This is a genomic window from Enterobacter sp. 04-C-12-SI-ECC (assembly GCF_047530715.1).
In the GTDB taxonomy this organism is placed as follows: domain Bacteria; phylum Pseudomonadota; class Gammaproteobacteria; order Enterobacterales; family Enterobacteriaceae; genus Enterobacter; species Enterobacter bugandensis.
Map to the genome: position 1 here is coordinate 422,470 of NZ_JBLKDI010000002.1, position 17,612 is coordinate 440,081.

General features: G+C 55.7%; 22 protein-coding genes. 5 read left to right on the forward strand and 17 right to left on the reverse strand.

All coding sequences use genetic code 11. The features are described from left to right. Positions 1-21: 21 nt before the first annotated feature. Both ACMWL8_RS05185 and ACMWL8_RS05190 read right to left on the reverse strand, forming a co-directional pair. On the reverse strand, positions 22-294 hold the full coding sequence (locus tag ACMWL8_RS05185; protein WP_045259689.1) for a PTS sugar transporter subunit IIB: 273 nt from the start codon (positions 292-294) through the stop codon (positions 22-24). 80 nt (positions 295-374) lie between these two features. Then, a complete protein-coding gene (locus tag ACMWL8_RS05190; RefSeq protein WP_045259688.1) occupies positions 375-818 on the reverse strand; it encodes a PTS sugar transporter subunit IIA in 444 nt (147 codons plus the stop codon). Between the two features lie 232 nt (positions 819-1,050). On the opposite strand from ACMWL8_RS05190, the gene ACMWL8_RS05195 reads away from it, so the two are divergent. Then, entirely contained in the window at positions 1,051-2,070 is a 1,020-nt protein-coding gene (locus tag ACMWL8_RS05195) for a LacI family DNA-binding transcriptional regulator (RefSeq protein ID WP_028013946.1), read from the forward strand. Positions 2,071-2,073: 3 nt separating this feature from the next. On the opposite strand, the gene yfcD is transcribed toward ACMWL8_RS05195, so the two are convergent. From yfcD to yfcF, 3 genes are read right to left on the reverse strand one after another with little or no spacing between them, the layout of a single operon-like run. Beyond that, positions 2,074-2,640, reverse strand: a complete 567-nt coding sequence (gene yfcD, locus ACMWL8_RS05200) for an NUDIX hydrolase YfcD (protein ID WP_006811396.1) — start codon at positions 2,638-2,640, stop codon at positions 2,074-2,076. Between the two features lie 55 nt (positions 2,641-2,695). Next, positions 2,696-3,247, reverse strand: a complete 552-nt coding sequence (yfcE, locus tag ACMWL8_RS05205; RefSeq protein ID WP_028013947.1) for a phosphodiesterase — start codon at positions 3,245-3,247, stop codon at positions 2,696-2,698. Positions 3,248-3,302: 55 nt separating this feature from the next. Then, positions 3,303-3,947, reverse strand: a complete 645-nt coding sequence (gene yfcF, locus ACMWL8_RS05210; RefSeq protein WP_028013948.1) for a glutathione transferase — start codon at positions 3,945-3,947, stop codon at positions 3,303-3,305. A gap of 140 nt (positions 3,948-4,087) precedes the next feature. Between yfcF and yfcG the strand changes: the two genes are divergently transcribed. The 4 genes from yfcG to ACMWL8_RS05230 all read left to right on the forward strand — a co-directional run bounded on the left by yfcG (position 4,088) and on the right by ACMWL8_RS05230 (position 6,610). Next, positions 4,088-4,717, forward strand: coding sequence for a GSH-dependent disulfide bond oxidoreductase (gene yfcG / locus ACMWL8_RS05215; RefSeq protein ID WP_028013949.1), 630 nt, complete (start codon positions 4,088-4,090; stop codon positions 4,715-4,717). Between the two features lie 75 nt (positions 4,718-4,792). Beyond that, positions 4,793-5,161 carry a dihydroneopterin triphosphate 2'-epimerase gene (gene folX / locus ACMWL8_RS05220; protein ID WP_028013950.1) on the forward strand — a complete coding sequence of 123 codons (369 nt, stop codon included), beginning with the start codon at positions 4,793-4,795 and terminating at the stop codon, positions 5,159-5,161. A 13-nt stretch (positions 5,162-5,174) separates the two neighbouring features. Continuing rightward, a complete protein-coding gene (locus ACMWL8_RS05225) occupies positions 5,175-6,068 on the forward strand; it encodes a TIGR01777 family oxidoreductase (RefSeq protein WP_045259687.1) in 894 nt (297 codons plus the stop codon). A gap of 44 nt (positions 6,069-6,112) precedes the next feature. Next, entirely contained in the window at positions 6,113-6,610 is a 498-nt protein-coding gene (locus tag ACMWL8_RS05230; RefSeq protein WP_045259686.1) for a GNAT family N-acetyltransferase, read from the forward strand. 57 nt (positions 6,611-6,667) lie between these two features. Here the strand turns inward: ACMWL8_RS05230 and hisP are convergent, their stop codons facing one another. The 12 genes from hisP to ACMWL8_RS05290 all read right to left on the reverse strand — a co-directional run bounded on the left by hisP (position 6,668) and on the right by ACMWL8_RS05290 (position 17,608). Continuing rightward, on the reverse strand, positions 6,668-7,441 hold the full coding sequence (hisP, locus tag ACMWL8_RS05235; RefSeq protein ID WP_010433274.1) for a histidine ABC transporter ATP-binding protein HisP: 774 nt from the start codon (positions 7,439-7,441) through the stop codon (positions 6,668-6,670). Positions 7,442-7,449: 8 nt separating this feature from the next. Then, on the reverse strand, positions 7,450-8,166 hold the full coding sequence (locus tag ACMWL8_RS05240; RefSeq protein ID WP_028013953.1) for an ABC transporter permease: 717 nt from the start codon (positions 8,164-8,166) through the stop codon (positions 7,450-7,452). Next, a complete protein-coding gene (locus tag ACMWL8_RS05245) occupies positions 8,163-8,849 on the reverse strand; it encodes a histidine ABC transporter permease HisQ (RefSeq protein ID WP_028013954.1) in 687 nt (228 codons plus the stop codon). Before ACMWL8_RS05245 ends, ACMWL8_RS05240 begins: the two co-directional genes overlap by 4 nt. Positions 8,850-8,936: 87 nt before the next feature. Then, a complete protein-coding gene (hisJ, locus tag ACMWL8_RS05250; RefSeq protein WP_028013955.1) occupies positions 8,937-9,719 on the reverse strand; it encodes a histidine ABC transporter substrate-binding protein HisJ in 783 nt (260 codons plus the stop codon). A 213-nt stretch (positions 9,720-9,932) separates the two neighbouring features. Next, positions 9,933-10,715: a lysine/arginine/ornithine ABC transporter substrate-binding protein ArgT gene (gene argT, locus ACMWL8_RS05255; protein ID WP_045259685.1), complete on the reverse strand. Its 783-nt coding sequence runs from the start codon at positions 10,713-10,715 to the stop codon at positions 9,933-9,935. A 290-nt stretch (positions 10,716-11,005) separates the two neighbouring features. After that, the gene (locus ACMWL8_RS05260; protein ID WP_028013957.1) at positions 11,006-11,575 is read right to left on the reverse strand and encodes a UbiX family flavin prenyltransferase; all 570 of its coding nucleotides are present in this window, start codon (positions 11,573-11,575) and stop codon (positions 11,006-11,008) included. Positions 11,576-11,663: 88 nt separating this feature from the next. Beyond that, complete coding sequence (gene purF / locus ACMWL8_RS05265) at positions 11,664-13,181, reverse strand: amidophosphoribosyltransferase (RefSeq protein WP_014884664.1); 1,518 nt, start codon at positions 13,179-13,181, stop codon at positions 11,664-11,666. A 33-nt stretch (positions 13,182-13,214) separates the two neighbouring features. Next, positions 13,215-13,703: a colicin V production protein gene (gene cvpA, locus ACMWL8_RS05270; RefSeq protein WP_000262116.1), complete on the reverse strand. Its 489-nt coding sequence runs from the start codon at positions 13,701-13,703 to the stop codon at positions 13,215-13,217. A 164-nt stretch (positions 13,704-13,867) separates the two neighbouring features. Beyond that, entirely contained in the window at positions 13,868-14,560 is a 693-nt protein-coding gene (gene dedD / locus ACMWL8_RS05275) for a cell division protein DedD (protein WP_045259684.1), read from the reverse strand. Further along, positions 14,550-15,818: a bifunctional tetrahydrofolate synthase/dihydrofolate synthase gene (gene folC, locus ACMWL8_RS05280; protein WP_045259683.1), complete on the reverse strand. Its 1,269-nt coding sequence runs from the start codon at positions 15,816-15,818 to the stop codon at positions 14,550-14,552. The genes dedD and folC overlap by 11 nt, the downstream gene beginning before the upstream one ends. Positions 15,819-15,888: 70 nt before the next feature. Continuing rightward, a complete protein-coding gene (accD, locus tag ACMWL8_RS05285) occupies positions 15,889-16,794 on the reverse strand; it encodes an acetyl-CoA carboxylase, carboxyltransferase subunit beta (protein WP_003861408.1) in 906 nt (301 codons plus the stop codon). 154 nt (positions 16,795-16,948) lie between these two features. Continuing rightward, positions 16,949-17,608, reverse strand: a complete 660-nt coding sequence (locus ACMWL8_RS05290) for a DedA family protein (RefSeq protein ID WP_008502599.1) — start codon at positions 17,606-17,608, stop codon at positions 16,949-16,951. Positions 17,609-17,612: the final 4 nt, after the last annotated feature.

Genomic DNA, 17,612 nt, shown 5'->3' on the forward strand with positions numbered 1-17,612 from the left:
ATCCACCTCGCCTTATCAGGGTTATTGTCTGTCGAACCAGGCGCGCAGCTGCGCTTCGAGTTCGTTGATATCAATGATGTTGTTGAGCACCACCAGCTGGCTTTCCGGCACGCTGGCGCTGGCCGCAATGTCTTTCGCCATCACGAACAGGTCCGCCGCGCCCGGCGTGGCGGAGGAGAGATCGGAGTGTTCAACCTCGGCCTCAATGTCCAGCTTTTTAAGCACTTTTTTAATGTTCATTTCGACCATAAAACTGCTGCCCAGGCCAGAACCGCAAATAGCCATGATTTTCATTGTTGTCCCCTTATTTTGAGTAGAGCACGCCCCATCACGCTGGCGCGTAATGTTGTGAATAATCGGATTAAAAAATTAAATCAGAAGCGGTCAATAATGGCTTTAATGTCCTCCAGGGTATTCGCCTGATGTAATTTCGCCATATCTTCGTCGCTAGAAAATAATTCAGCGAGCGCGGATATCATTTCGATATGGCTATGTTTATCTGGTGCCGCGAGCATAATAATCAGATCGACAGGGTCAAACTCTCCGGCACCAAAAGAGACGCCCTGTTTTAGTTTTAGTAATGACAAACCCAGTCCTTTGGCGCCTTCCTCCGGCCGCGCATGCGGCATGGCTAGCCCTGGTGCCAGCACATAATAGGGTCCTAACGTATGGTGCTGCTGAATGATTGCCGTCACGTATTCCGGTGCAATTACCTGCAGATCTAGCAGCGGTTTCGCGCATATCTCCAGCGCCTGTGGCCAGCTTTCCACGCTATCCTGCAGCGTGATGGTTGTATCATATATCCACTTTTTGAGCATTTTCCCTCCCGCCAAACGCTAAAGATGGGCAAACTTTATTCAACCCATCAATCATTGACTGCGATCGCGATCACAAAGATAGCGCTACCAATTACCAACATGCAGAAATGTGATAGCGCTATCAAAATGTAATCATGGTGTGAAATCACAGCAAAAAAAGGGATTTAAGGCGTATACTGCCTGTCACCTGAAATGAAGGAAAAAAGAACGCGTCTGGTCAGCAGGAAGGTGTATGTCTTTAACCCGAAAACGGCGCAGTACCGGAAAAGTCACGCTCGCTGATGTCGCGCAGCTTGCCGGAGTCGGCACGATGACCGTCTCCCGTGCGCTCCGCACGCCCGAACAGGTTTCCGATAAACTGCGTGAAAAAATTGAAGCTGCGGTGCAGGAGCTGGGCTATATGCCCAATCTCGCCGCCAGCGCACTGGCATCCGCGTCCTCATGGACGATTGCGATGGTTGTTCCCAACCTTTCCGAAGCCGGTTGCTCTGAAATGTTTGCGGGCCTACAGCAGGTGCTGCAGCCCGCCGGATACCAGATTATGCTGGCAGAGTCCCAGCATCGGCTTGAGCAGGAAGAGAAGCTGCTTGAGACCCTGCTGGCGTCAAATATCGCCGCCGCGATTTTGCTCAGCGTCGAGCACACCGACACCGTTCGCCACTGGCTGAAAAACGCCTCGATTCCGGTAATGGAGATGGGTGCGATGCGCGCCGATCCGATCGATATGAATATCGGGATCGATAACGTGGCGGCCATGTACGAGCTGACGGAAATGGTGATTAGGCGCGGCTACCAGAATATCGGCCTGCTGTGCGCCAACCAGGAGCAGTGGATTTTCCAGCAGCATTTGCAGGGCTGGTACAAGGCGATGCTGCGCCATCATCTGTCGCCGAACCGGGTGATTAACGCGGCGATGCCGCCGAGCTTCTCGACCGGCGCGGCACAGCTGCCAGAGTTCTTGCTGGCGTGGCCGGAGCTGGATGCGCTGGTGTGCGTATCAGACGAGCTGGCCTGCGGCGCGCTGTATGAGTGTCAGCGTCGACGCATTAAAGTGCCGGACGATCTGGCTGTCGTGGGCTTTGGCGATAGCGACGTGAGCCGCGTCTGCCAGCCGCCGCTGACGACGATGGCGGTACCGCATCGAAAGATTGGGATTGAGGCAGGTAAAGCGCTACTGGAACGTCTGAATGACGGAGACTGGCGCGACCAAAAAACCATCGCGTCCAGCCTGTGCCTGCGGGAAAGCTGTTAAGGCTTACTCAGCCTCTTCCTCTTTTTCCGCTTTGTTTTCCGGCTTAGCGGATTCGTTTTTGGCGTTGCGGGTCATCCACAGCGCCAGCGCTTTTAACGAATCCGGCGTGAACTCGTCGCAGCGGGCGGTAATCTCTTCCGGCGTCATCCAGCAGACTTCGCTCACTTCCTCTTCCTGCAGGGCGAAAGGCCCATGGGAAACGCAGCTAAACAGTCCACCCCAGACGCGGCAATGTTCGTCTTCGAAATAGAACTGCCCGTGCTCGGCAAACGGCACCCCGGCGATACCTAACTCTTCTTCCGCTTCACGACGTGCGGAATCCAGCAGCACTTCATCGGCCTGCACGACGCCGCCTGCGGTGGCATCAAGCATGCCCGGAAGAAAATCTTTGGTGTCCGTGCGGCGCTGGACCAGAATCTTGCCCATGCCGTCATGCACAACGATGTACGTTGCACGGTGACGCAGGCGCTCTGCACGCATTTGTTCGCGGCTCGCCTGCGCGATCACTTCATTTTCTTCGCTGACAATGTCAACCCATTCAGTACTTGCCAAATGATTCTGCTCCACCATCGGGAAACCTTCTCGTCTAAGCGCTCTTTCGGCGCGTTTGCAGTTGTGGTGTAACTTACGGATTAATCGCTACCTGCGCAATAACTTGCTGATCATTAAGTGCGATAACGCTCAGGGTATTTCCATCCAGCAGGCCATAGCTCGCAGGATATCCGCCTTTCGGGATGCTGACCGACCCCGGATTAAAGTGATAAATCTCACCGCGTTTTTCAGCCACCGGAATATGAGTATGGCCGTAAACCAGGACATCGCCAGCCGCGAGCGCCGGGAGATTATCCGGGCCGAAAAGGTGTCCATGGGTCAGAAACAGGCGGCTGTTTTCCAGCAGAACCTGTTGCCATGGCGCGGTAAGGGGAAAATGCAGCAGCATCTGGTCGACTTCGCTGTCGCAATTACCGCGAACGGCGATAATGCGCGAGGCAAACGGGTTAAGCTTTTCCGCCACCTGCGCCGGGGCATAGCCTTCCGGCAGCGCATTACGCGGACCATGATTTAACACATCCCCCAGAATCACCAGCCATTGAGCCCCGCTTTGCGAAAACAGAGAAAGCACTCGCTCGGTCGCGGGCAGCGATCCATGGATATCTGACGCAAACATCAGTTTCATCCGTCACTCCCTGGTAAAAAAACTCCCCTTATCATACCTGAAGCGTCAGGGCTTATCAGCCCGCGCGCTTAGCGGAGAGTGCCACATAGCGCTGTACGGAGGCTCGCTGCCACTGGAACGCCGCATAGTCCACCAGCATTTGAGGGACCTCATCGCCGTTGAGGATCAAACGGTTCAGCATCAGCGCCAGATCGGTATCGGCAATACACCATTCACCGAACAGGTTCGGGTTGCCGTGAGCGAGCAGCGAGGCTGCAGTTTCAATCAGCTTTTGCGCGCTGTCGACGCCTTCTGCGCTGAGCGCTGGCTTTTTCACACCGGCAAACACGACATCCGTGGAGCGCTCGACGCGAATCGGCACCAGGTCGCTACGCAGCCACGCCTGGATCTGCCGGGCGCGGGCGCGCTTTTGCAGATCGTGAGGATAGATGCGCTCCCACTCCGGCGGCGCAAAACGATCTTCCAGATATTCATCGATCGCCGAGGATTCGCTCAGTGCAAAACCATCCAGTTCCAGCACCGGCACGCGTCGCGTCAGGTCGTAACCCTGCCACTGGGGTTTGAGGTGTTCACCACCGTCGAGATCGACGGTCTTCAGCGTAAAAGAGAGCCCCTTTTCGGCCAGCGCGACGTAAACGCTCATAACATAGGGAGAAAAGAAATTTGCATCGGACCACAACGTAATTACGGGCTGGTTCATAACATCCTCATCGGCTGATCGGTTTTTACTCAACATATAATCTCTTTGCTTCGCTGTCACTTGATGAAAACTCACGATTTACAACAAGCACCTATACTCATTTGTCATGGCACCACTATTTGCATGGACAGGAGTTGAGAATGATTGACCTTTATTACGCCCCTACCCCAAACGGCCACAAGATCACCCTCTTTCTCGAAGAAGCCGAACTGGATTACAGAATCATCCGCGTGGATATCAGCAAAGGCGAACAGTTCAACCCTGTGTTTTTAGCTATCTCGCCCAACAATAAAATTCCGGCCATTATTGATAGCCAGCCGGCGGACGGAGGCAGGCCGTTAAGCCTGTTTGAATCCGGTGAAATTTTGCTTTATCTGGCAGAGAAAACCGGCAAGCTGCTGAGCGGTGAACTGCGCGAGCGTCACCACACTCTGCAGTGGCTTTTCTGGCAGTCAAGCGGCTTTGGGCCGATGCTGGGGCAGAACCACCACTTCACCGCCTTCGCGCCGCAGACCATTCCTTACGCCATTGAGCGATATCAGGTTGAAACCCAGCGTCTTTACGGCGTTCTGAACCAGCGGCTGGAGAAAACGCCGTGGCTCGGGGGCGACCATTACAGCATTGCCGATATCGCCTGCTGGCCGTGGGTAAATACGCATGATAAACACCGGATTGACTTAGCGTCTTACCCGGCGGTGAACAACTGGTTTGAGCGTATCCGGACCCGCCCGGCCACCGAACGCGCAATGCAAAAAATCCAGCAGGTTTAATCACCTATGAGGCTGGGTGGCTGAGAGGCTCTCATGTATTATGGGCGGGAAATACTGACACGGAGAAGACCTGCAATGTCACAGCCAGACGCTATTATTCGTATAAAAAATTTACGCTTGCGCACGTTCATTGGTATCAAAGAGGAAGAGATTGCCAACCGTCAGGATATTGTCATTAATGTGGTGATTCACTACCCGGCAGACAAAGCGCGGGCCAGTGAAGACATCAATGACGCGCTGAACTATCGCACGATCACTAAAAACATCATCCAGTACGTGGAAAACAACCGCTTCTCGCTGCTGGAAAAATTAACCCAGGATGTGCTCGATATCGCACGCGATCACCACTGGGTCACTTATGCTGAAGTAGAGATCGATAAACTTCACGCCCTGCGCTATGCCGACTCCGTCTCCATGACGTTAAGCTGGCGACGCCAGGCGTAAACCTGGAGGTTGTATGAAGATTCTGCTGACCGGCGGTACAGGCCTGATTGGGCGCCATCTCATTGCGCGTTTGCAGGCGCTGCATCACGACATTACCGTAGTGACCCGCAGCCCGGAGAAAGCGCGCCAGGTGCTGGGCGCGGGGGTCGATATCTGGAAAGGGCTGGCCGATCGGCAGAATCTGGACGGCTTCGACGCCGTCATCAACCTTGCGGGCGAACCCATCGCCGATAAGCGCTGGACCGAAGAGCAGAAACAGCGGTTGTGCAGCAGCCGCTGGAACATCACCGAGAAGCTGGTTGAGCTGATTCGCAACAGCCAGACCCCGCCGTCGGTGCTGATTTCAGGCTCTGCGACGGGCTATTACGGCGATCTCGGCGAAGTGGTGGTGACCGAGGAAGAGCCGCCCCACAACGAGTTCACCCATAAACTCTGCGCCCAGTGGGAGCGCATCGCCTGCGCGGCGCAAAGCGATAATACCCGCGTCTGCCTGATGCGTACCGGCGTGGTGCTTGCGCCGAAAGGCGGCATTCTGGGTAAAATGCTTCCGCCCTTCAGGCTGGGGCTCGGCGGGCCGATCGGCAACGGGCGTCAGTACCTGGCGTGGATCCATATCGACGACATGGTTAACGGCATTATCTGGCTACTGGATAACGATCTGCGCGGGCCGTTTAACATGGTTGCGCCGTATCCGGTGCGAAATGAACAGTTTGCCCACGCGCTGGGGCATGCCCTGCACCGTCCGGCGATATTGCGCGTGCCTGCGACGGCGATTCGCCTGTTGATGGGCGAAGCGTCCGTGCTGGTGCTGGGCGGTCAGCGCGCGCTGCCAAAACGGCTGGAAGCGGCGGGGTTTGCGTTTCGCTGGTATGACTTAGAAGAGGCGCTGGGAGATGTGGTGCGCTGAATATGTTACAGTGATACGCCATGTTCCGATGAAATGGCGTAACAATGGCAACCATCACTACATCCCGACTTCACCTCACCCCTTTCGAACCCTCTGACTGGGCGTTCTTCCGCTCGCTGCGCGAAAACAGCGACATCATGCGCTATATGGCCGCGATTGCGCCTGAGAAAGAGACCCGACGCGTGTTTGCCGCACGCCTGATGGCGGAGCATGTCTTCGTGATCCGCTTTCGGGATGACGATACGCCGCTGGGCGATATCGGCCTGCAAATCAGCCCTGAGAATCATGAAGAGGCGGACATCGGCTACACGGTTGTGCCTGCCGCGCAGGGAAAAGGCATCGCCAGCGAGGCGCTGCGCGCGGTGTGTGATTATGCGTTCAACCAGACCGGCGTGAAGGCGATTAACGCGTACGTGCTGGCGGACAACGGCAGGTCTGTGCGGGTGCTTGAGAAAGCCGGGTTTGTGCGCACGCAGGTGCTTGAAAAGGCGTATGAGATTGACGGCGTGCGGTATGACGACTGGGTGTATCGGCTGGAGTGAGGTGCGGCTTGATGCCCTCACCCCGGCCCATTCCCTCTGGGAGAGGGAGAGCTCCCGTTACTTCAGGGAGCCTTTAAGGAACTGCTGCAAACGCGGGCTTTGCGGGTTCGCCAGCACCTCATCCGGATGCCCCTGCTCTTCAATTTTCCCCTGATGAAGGAAAATCACGTGGTTCGAGACGTTACGGGCGAAGCCCATCTCGTGCGTCACCACCACCATCGTTTTGCCCTCTTCGGCCAGCTTCTGCATGATGCGCAGCACTTCGCCGACCAGTTCCGGGTCCAGCGCGGAGGTCGGTTCGTCGAACAGCAGCACTTCCGGCTCCATCGCCAGCGCGCGGGCGATAGATACACGCTGCTGCTGGCCGCCGGAGAGGTGTACCGGATACTTCATCTGCTGGCGCTCGTCGATACCCACTTTCGCCAGGTATTTCACCGCGCGCTCGCGGGCTTCCTGCTTGCTCAGGCCCAGTACCTGAACCGGCGCTTCCATCACGTTCTCCAGCACCGTCATGTGGCTCCAGAGGTTGAAATGCTGGAACACCATCGTCAGGCGCGTACGCAGCAGGCGCAGCTGATGCTTATCCGCCACCTTCAGCTGGCCGTCTTTGTCACGCACCAGGTTGATGTTCTGCCCGCTCACCACTATCGAGCCTTCGCTCGGTTTTTCGAGGAAGTTAATGCAGCGCAGGAAGGTACTTTTACCCGAGCCGGATGAACCGATGATACTGATCACGTCGCCCGCGTTAGCCTGCAGCGACACCCCTTTCAGCACTTCATGTTCGCCGTAGCGTTTGTGCAAATCAATAACGTTTAATTTGTTCTCAGCCATCATCTTTCTCAGTGCGTCGAAGAAGGTTTTATATGCTGCAACCAGCGTTTTTCAGCCTTACGGAACAGGCTAATCAGAACATAAGAGATAATTAAATAGAGCACCGCCGCAATGCCAAACGCGGTAAACGGCTGATAGGTCGCGGAGTTGATATCGCGCGCGATTTTGAGCAGGTCCGGCACCGTGGCGGTAAAGGCGAGCGCGGTGGAGTGCAACATCAAAATCACTTCGTTGCTGTAGGCCGGTAGCGCAATGCGCAGCGCCGACGGCAGAATAATGCAGCGGTAAAGCTTCACCGAGGAGAAGCCGTACGCGCGCGCGGCCTCGATCTCACCGTGCGGCACGGAACGAATGGCCCCGGCGAAAATCTCGGTGGTATAGGCGCAGGTGTTGAGCGTTAGCGCCAGCACCGTACAGTTCAGGCCACTGCGGAAGAACGCATTCAGCATTTCCGTGCCTTTTACGATCTCCAGCGTATACATCCCCGAATAGAACACCAGCAGCTGCACGTACAGCGGCGTGCCGCGAAACACATAGGTAAACAGCCAAATCGGGAACTGAATAAATTTATTGTTCGACACGCGACCGATGGCGAGAAACACCGCCAGAATGCCGCCCATCACCACGGAAGAAATCAGCAGCCAGAGCGTGATCGCCACGCCGGTAAAGCGGTAGCCGTCCGTCCACAGCAGGGATTTCCAGTATTCCTGAATAATCTCAATCACAGGTCAGCCCTCTTCACACCCACGGAGTAGCGACGCTCAAGCAGAAGCAGCACACCATTGGAGACGGTCGTAAAGACCAGATAGATCGCGCCGCAGACCACCGCAAAGTAGAACGGCTCCCAGGTGCTCTTGCCCGCCAGCTGAGTCGCTTTCACGACGTCTTCCAGACCGAGCAGCGAGACCAGCGCCGTCGCTTTGAGGATAACCTGCCAGTTATTACCGATGCCCGGCAGCGCATAGCGCATCATGGCCGGGAACATAATCCGGCGAAACGTTTGTGAAGAGGTAAAACCAAATGCGGTTGCCGCTTCAATGTGTCCTCTGGGAACCGCCATATAAGCGCCACGGAAGGTTTCCGTGAAGTAGGCACCGTAGATAAAACCGAGGGTGATAATACCGGCCACCATCGGGTCGATATCAATTTGTCCCATGCCCATCGCATCCGTCACGCTGTTCAGGGCAATCTGCAGGCCGTAAAAAATAAGCAGCATCAGCACCAGATCGGGTACGCCGCGAATGAGCGTGGTATAGCCTTCGAAAATGAGCGCCAGCGGTTTGTTAGCCGAAAGCTTCGCCCCTGCGCCCGCCAGACCTATCAGCACCGCCAGCACCACGGAGCTGATAGCCAGCTCAAGGGTGACAAGCGCGCCCTGTAAAATAACGCCAGAAAATCCGTACAGCATACCGCGAGCCCTGTCGTATCGTGAGTGGTAAACCGTGTCTTATCCCCTCCCCCAGCGGGAGGGGCCGCACGTTATTTGACGGAGCGATTAGCCGCCGTACACATTGAAATCGAAGTACTTTTTCGCCAGTTTGTCGTAGGTACCGTCAGCGCGCATTTCAGCAAACGCTTTGTTCAGCGCCTCACGCAGTTCGTTGTCTTCCTTACGCAGGCCCATACCGGTACCCACGCCAAAGAGCTTCTCATCCTTAATGGACGGACCGCCGAACTTATAATCTTTACCCACCGGCGTTTTCAGGAAACCTTCGCTTGCCGCGACTTCGTCCTGGAATGCCGCATCAATACGGCCTGCCGTCAGGTCTGCGTAAATATTTTCCTGGCCCTGATAGGAGACGATTTCGATCCCCTTCGGCGCCCAGTGTTCGTTACCGTAGGTTTCCTGCGTGGTGCCCTGCAGCACGCCTACGCGTTTCCCCTTCAGCGACTCGAGGGTCGGTTGAATGTCAGAAGACTTAGCCACTACCAGACGTGAATCGGCCGCATAGAGCTTGTCGGTGAAGGCAATCTCCTGCTGACGTTTCTCGGTGATGGAAAGCGAGGACATAATCACGTCTATTTTTTTAGCTTTCAGGGAAGGGATCAGCGCATCCAGCGGGTTCTCTACATAAGTACACTGTGCTTTGATGCGTTTGCACAGCTCATTGGCCAGATCGATGTCAAAACCCACCAGTTCGCCCTTTGAATTCTTCGATTCAAACGGCGCGTAGGTTGGATCGGTGCCAATACGAATTTTCTGCGGAATGGCTGCGAAGGCCGCGGTGGCGCTGGAAAAGGCCAGTACCAGAGATAATGACAACACGAGTTTTTTCATATTTGTCCTCAACAAACTGTCTTCATACGGTTTTTTTACGACGACGGGGTGGGGTTAATGTGCCATTAATCCACGCTGTCAGGCAAAGAATAATGCCTTTCAGACGGGAATTTTTGCATTATAAATGCTTAAGTATGCACGTAGCGACCCAATATGGTGCACAAATTGCACCATATTGAATCATCCACACCCGCGACGCACCACGCTGGTGCGTTAGTCACCGTAGACGTTGAAGTCGAAGTATTTCTTCGCCAGTTTGTCGTAGGTACCGTCTTTGCGCAGCTCCGTGAATGCTTTGTCAAAGGCGGCTTTCAGCTCTTTATCGTCCTTACGCAGACCGATGCCGGTGCCGTCACCAAAGTATTTTTTGTCTTTCACGGACGGGCCCGCAAAGGCGTAATCTTTACCGGCCGGCTGCTTCAGGAAGCCTTCGCTCGCCGCGACTTCATCCTGGAACGCGGCATCCAGACGGCCTGCCGCCAGGTCAGAGTAGATCAGATCCTGGTTCTGGTAAGCCACCACGTCGACGCCCTTCTCGCGCCAGTTGGCATTCGCGTAACCTTCCTGGGTCGAGCCCTGGAGCACGCCCACATGCTTGCCTTTCAGCGAGTCGATGGTCGGCTGGATCGGGGAACCTTTCGCGGCAATCAGACGCGAATCCGCAGCGTAGAGCTTGTCAGAGAAGGCAATCTCCTGCTGGCGTTTTTCGGTAATGGAGAGAGAAGAGATAATGGCGTCGATTTTCTTTGCCTTCAGCGACGGGATTAACGCGTCGAAGTCGCTGCCCCCCCATGTGCATTTCACTTCCATACGTTTGCACATTTCATTTCCCAGATCGATATCAAACCCCACGAAATCGCCTTTCGCATCCTTGGAAGAGAATGGCGCGTAGGTTGCGTCTGTACCGATACGAACCGTCTGTGGAAGCGCTGCGTAGCTACCTGCCGCCGCACTTAACCCCACCAGCAAAGACAGAGCCAGAACCGTCTTCTTCATACATTTACCCTCAAGTACCGTGATTTTATTATGTATTGTGTTGTGTGTTGTGATGCAGGCTTCTCTTGCAGGTCTTATGCCACATTGCCGTCTGGTCAAAACTTCGACGTTAAATATGTTAATAAAACGTTGCGATATTGCCTTAATGGTGAAAGATAGCAGGTCTGCCGAACGAACCGGAAAGAGAAAAAGGGAAAAAGCGAATTAAATGTCGAGGATATGATCGCCGTTGCATAATTGCCCTGAAACAGGGCAACGTCTTTTTTCATGCACAGCATTTGTGCACAGAATCAGGCTCCCTGCCAGCGGGTGAAGAGGTCTTCGGGCAGGTCGATGTCAAACTGATCCAGCACGCGATTGACGGTCTGATTGATCACATCGTCCAGCGACTGCGGTCTGTGGTAGAACGCCGGCACTGGCGGCATGATCACTGCGCCCAGCTCGGCGGCCTGGGTCATGAGGCGCAGATGGCCCAGGTGCAGCGGCGTTTCCCGCACGCAGAGCACCAGCGGGCGGCGCTCCTTCAGCACCACGTCCGCCGCGCGCGTTACCAGCGTGTCGGTATAGCTGTTCACAATCCCGGAGAGCGTTTTGATTGAACAGGGCAGGATCACCATACCGGCGGTTTTAAACGAGCCTGAGGAGATGCTGGCGGCGATATCGCGGGCATCGTGAACCACGTCCGCCATCGCCTGGACATCGCGCAGGGAGAGATCCGTTTCAAGGGAGAGGGTTTGCCGCGCCGCCTGGCTCATCACCAGATGCGTTTCCACTTCTGCCACGTTACGCAAAACCTGTAGCAGGCGTACGCCGTAAATCGCGCCGCTGGCACCGCTGATGCCTATTATGAGTCGTTTCATGATTTCGCCCTTGCTGAATTCTGGGCTGACTGTGCAGGATTTTGCGGGGAGTTGCAAGTGAGGGCGAGCGCCCTCACCTGCGGAGAGATTAACCTTCGTTGTGCATCTCTAAGCTTTCGAGATCGTTTTGCAGCTGAACGGCTTTCGCATCGTCGTTGCGCAACGAATCAAGGTAGTCGAGGTACTGCTGGTCAACGTCTTTCGTCACGTAGACGCCATTGAACACGGAGCATTCGAACTGCTGAATCTCCGGATTCTCGGCGCGCACCGCGTCGATGAGATCGTTCAGATCCTGGAAAATCAGGCCGTCGGCCCCGATGATCTGGCGAATCTCATCCACTTCACGGCCGTGAGCAATCAGCTCGTTGGCGGTTGGCATATCAATGCCGTACACGTTCGGGAAGCGAATCTCCGGCGCGGCAGACGCCAGGTAGACTTTCTTCGCACCCGCTTCGCGCGCCATCTCGATAATCTGCTCAGAGGTGGTGCCGCGAACGATGGAGTCATCCACCAGCAGAACGTTTTTGTCGCGGAACTCCGCGCGGTTGGCGTTCAGTTTGCGGCGCACGGACTTACGGCGCAGGTGCTGGCCCGGCATGATAAACGTGCGGCCAACGTAGCGGTTCTTCACGAAGCCCTGACGGTACGGCTTGTCCAGAATGCGGGCGATCTCCAGGGCGATATCGCAGGAGGTTTCCGGGATAGGAATAACTACGTCAATGTCGAGATCGTCCCACTCGCGGGCAATCTTCTCGCCGAGCTTCGTGCCCATATTGACGCGCGCGCTGTAGACGGAAATCTTGTCGATGAACGAATCCGGACGGGCAAAATAGACGTATTCAAACAGGCAAGGGTTGCTGACCGGGTTGTCGGCACACTGACGGGTGAACAGCTGGCCCTTCTCGGTGATATACACCGCTTCGCCCGGCGCAACGTCGCGCAGGAATTCGAAGCCCAGGGTATCCAGCGCCACGCTCTCAGAGGCAACCATATATTCGGTACGGCCATCGCCGAGGTCGCGCTTGCCCAGCACCAGCGGACGAATGCCGTTTGGATCGCGGAAGGCGACCATGCCGTGACCGATGATCATCGCCACGCAGGCGTACGCACCGCGGATCTGGCGGTTGGTCGCGGCAATGGCAGCGAAGATATTGTCTGCTTCCAGCGGGTAGTGACGGAAGTTATCCAGCTCGCTGGCGAACACATTGAGCAGGATTTCTGAATCAGAGGTGGTGTTAATGTGGCGACGTTTCTCTTCGAACAGCTTCTTACGCAGCTCATGAGCGTTGGTCAGGTTGCCGTTATGGGCAAGCGTGATGCCATACGGTGAGTTGACGTAGAAAGGCTGTGCCTCAGAGGCGCTGGAACTGCCAGCAGTAGGATAACGAACGTGACCGATCCCCATATTACCTTGCAGACGCTGCATATGGCGGGCTTCAAATACATCGTTTACCAGGCCATTGGCCTTACGTAAACGGAAGCAGTTGTTTGCATCAATGGTGATGATACCCGCAGCATCCTGCCCACGGTGCTGAAGCACCGTTAACGCGTCATAAATCGACTGGTTTACCGGCATGAAACCGGCGATACCGACAATACCGCACATTCGTCTTTTCCTCGTTAAGCCACATCTCAGGGTTTATGCCCTGGGCAAAAAACTCGACGAGCTTTGCAGATAGTCAAAGAACCATCTGATGATGAAGCTGAACTCTGGAATGAGCTGCGATTTTTGCCAGTCTTCGCTTTTGGAGAACCCGGTGAAGGTATCCAGGAAGAACAGGATCGCGGCCACAATCAGCACGCCTCGTAATGCCCCGAAACAGATCCCGAGTACCCTGTCCGTTCCTGACAGACCGGTTTTCTCGACCAGCTGACCTATCACGTAATTCACGATAGCGCCGACAATCAGCGTCGCGATAAACAGCACCGCGATGGCGATTCCATTTCGGACCAGTTCATCTTCAAAGCCCGTGAACCAGACAGACAGGTAAGTGTAGTAATGACTGGCAACAAAGAAAGCACAACCCCAGGTTACCAGCGATAACGCTTCACGAACAAAGCCACGGATCAGGCTAACCAGACAGGAAAAACCAATCACCGCAATGATGGCGTAATCAATCCAGACCATATGTGTCCCACGATTAAACGCCCTGTCATCCAGTTCGGGGCGAATTCTAACAGAAAAAGAAAACGTTTGCGTAGGGATTTCCTTCCCGCGCGTAAATAAAAAAGGCGCTGAAAAAATGTTCAACGCCGTGGCTTATCGCCTCTCTCTAAAGGAGCAGGTCGTACTTAGTTCGCGCTGTAGCTCATCACCACACCACTCAGCCCGGAGATCTGCTTCAGCTCGCCCAGCGACCCTTTCAGCTTGTCTTTCGACGCCTCCGGCCCCACGAGGATACGGGTGATTTTACCCTGCACCGGCGTGGAAGGTGAAGTGTAAACGCGATAGCCCGCACTGCGCAGTTTACCCACAACCTCGTTGACTTTATCGGCGTTTTTCAGCGCCCCCAGCTGCACAACGTAGGCTTTGCCGGTCGGCGCTGCGTCTTGCTTCGCAGGTGGTGGAGTTTCAGACGCTGCAGCCAGCTGCTCTGCTGCTTTATCTCGCTGTTGCTGAGGCTTCGGCTGCGGTTTCTCTACCGGCTTCGGTTTTTCGACAGGCTTAGGCTTCTCTACCGGTACCGGATCGATCTCGATGTTGTTATTCGCCGCCAGACGCGACGGGTCGAGTGACGGTGCAGCGGCATCGCCCGCGCGAACTTCTTCCGCCGCCCCTTCAGGCGGCTGAGCAGGCAGCGCCTGAGTCGCCGCGGGCAGCATATCCGGCTCATCGCGGTCGCCCGGCTTCGGCACCAGCGGAATGGCTGCAAACTCGTCCTGATAATGTTTTTTCTGCCCGTCGAGCAGCCCGGGAAGAATAATCACCCCGAGCGCGACCAGCACAATGGTTCCTGTTAAACGGTTCTGAAACTTACTCGCCACCGGTTCTCCCCGCGTCCATCACTTCCATGACATGTGCCACCGTGTGGAAAGAGCCACACACCAGCACGGTATCTTCTGGTTTAGCATCCGCCATCGCGGCATGCCAGGCCTGCGCCACGCTACTGTAGATTGCACCTTTGCCGAGATGTTCCATCAACTGCTCAGCAGTCGCACCGCGCGGCCCCTCCAGAGGAGCACAATACCAGCTATCGACCACACTCTCCATGCAGGCCAGCGTGCCGCCGATATCTTTATCATGAAGCATACCGATAACCGCCAGCACGCGCCCGGTTTTTGGTAACGATTTGAGACGTCCTGCGAGATACGCCGCCGCATGCGGGTTGTGCGCCACGTCGAGGATCAGACGCGGTGACTCGCTGACTATCTGGAAACGCCCCGACAGCAGCGCATTCTGAATGCCGTCACGGATCGCCTGCTCACTTACAGCTAATCCGCTGGCGCGCAGTGCCGCCAGCGCGGTTGCCGCGTTCGGCTGCGGTACCTGCGGCAGCGGCAGATTCTCCAGCACGCCCTGCGCATCGCTAAAGCGCCAGCCGTTGCCCTGCAACTCATACTGCCAGTCAACGCCTCGGCGCAACAGATGTGCGCCCTTCTCTTTCGCCACGTCGGCAATGGTATGCGGCATGTCCGGCTCGCCCACCACGGCGGGCTTATTCGCCCGGAAAATACCGGCCTTCTCGCGGCCAATGCTTTCACGGTCCGGGCCCAGCCAGTCGGTATGATCCAGCGCGATGCTGGTGACCACCGCCACGTCCGCATCCACCATATTGGTGGCATCCAGACGCCCGCCCAGCCCCACTTCCAGGATCACCACGTCCAGCTGCGCCTGTTTGAACAGCCACAGCGCCGACAGGGTGCCGTATTCAAAATAGGTTAATGAGGTTTCCCCGCGCGCCGCTTCGATAGCCGCGAACGACGCCGTATGGGCAGATTCCGCCAGCTCGGTGTTCTGCACCCGCACGCGCTCGGTATAGCGCACCAGATGCGGTGAGCTGTAAACGCCAACCTTGTACCCCACAGCCATCAGGACTGACTCCAGCGTGCGGCAGGTCGTCCCTTTACCGTTAGTACCTGCAACGGTGAACACGAACGGAGCCGGTTTCAGCACGTCGAGACGCGCGGCAACCTGGCTTACGCGCTCAAGGCCCATATCGATGGTTTTACTGTGCAGGTTTTCCAGATAAGAAAGCCACGCGGCCAGGGGCGACGTGGCTTGGGGAATGCTTTTATTTTCCATAATGCCCGGTTGTCATTAACAGGTTATAAAGCAAAAGGGCAGCGCCATCTGGCCCTGCCCTTTTCAGTTATCAGGCCTCGGGTTCCTGATCCGGTACCACCACGCCTTCGCGCGGCTCATCCGGGTTAGGCGCTGGCAGATTCATCAGCTTCGCCAGAATGCTGGCCAGTTTCAGGCGCATTTCCGGACGGCGGACGATCATATCGATAGCGCCTTTCTCAATGAGGAACTCACTGCGCTGGAAGCCCGGCGGCAGTTTTTCACGAACGGTCTGCTCGATGACGCGAGGACCGGCAAAGCCGATCAGCGCTTTTGGCTCAGCGATGTTCAGGTCACCCAGCATCGCGAAGCTTGCGGAGACGCCACCCATGGTTGGGTCGGTCAGTACCGAGATGTACGGCAGACCGCGCTCCTGCATTTTCGCCAGCGCCGCAGAGGTTTTCGCCATCTGCATCAGGGACATCAGCGCTTCCTGCATACGCGCACCACCGGAGGCGGAGAAGCAGATCAGCGGACAGTTGTCTTCCAGCGCCTGCTCAACGGCACGCACGAAACGCGCGCCGACCACGGAGCCCATTGAGCCGCCCATAAAGGAGAACTCAAACGCAGCGGCAACCACCGGCATCTCGTGCAGGGTGCCTTTCATGACGATCAGCGCGTCTTTCTCGCCGGTCTCTTTCTGTGCAGAGGCCAGACGATCTTTGTATTTTTTGGAATCGCGGAACTTCAGCACGTCTTTTGGCTCAAGCTCGCTGCCCAGTTCTACCAGAGAACCTTCGTCCAGCAGGCTATGCAGGCGGTTGCGCGCCGACATACGCATGTGGTGGTCACACTTCGGACACACCTCAAGATTGCGTTCCAGCTCTGCGCGATACAGAACCTGGCCGCAGCTATCACACTTCGTCCATACCCCTTCAGGAATGCTCGCTTTGCGCGTCGGGGTAATGTTGCTTTTAATTCGTTCAATCCAGCTCATTGATAACCTTTCTGCCTGAACCTGGTCGTATGCCAGTTTTGCTATAAGAGGCGAATAATGCCATTTTTGCCTCCAACAGACCATGAATGTTGCACATTAAAACATAACAGCCCGAAACTTTGGATAAAAAAGTGGTCGAACCGCCAGCGTGCATTTACTTCGCTTGCTTTGCTGCCGCGCGTTTGTGACGAATGATTTCAATCACGCCAGGCAGTACGGAAAGCACAATAATCGCTACAATCAGTAACTTAAGGTTTTCCTGAACCACCGGCAAGTCGCCAAACAGATAGCCTGCATAGGTAAAGAGCAACACCCAAAGCAGTGCGCCCACCACGTTATACATTGCAAAATGACGATAGGACATATGGCCCATTCCCGCCACAAACGGTGCAAATGTGCGCACAATAGGCACAAAACGCGCAAGGATAATGGTTTTTCCGCCATGACGTTCATAGAAGGCATGGGTCTTGTCTAAATAGCTGCGGCGGAAAATTTTCGAGTCCGGATTACTGAACAACCGCTCACCGAACACCCGGCCAATCGTATAGTTGACCGCATCCCCGACAATCGCGGCAATCACCATCAACACCACCATCAGATGCACGTTTAAATCATTGGTGGGCAGCGCCGACAACGCACCGGCCACAAACAGCAGCGAGTCTCCCGGCAGGAACGGGGTAACGACCAGACCGGTTTCACAGAACAGAATCAGGAACAGAATGGCGTAAACCCAGACGCCATACTGCGCGACCAGCTCCGCCAGGTGAACATCAATATGCAGAATGAAATCAATCAGAAAACGTATTACGTCCATATTG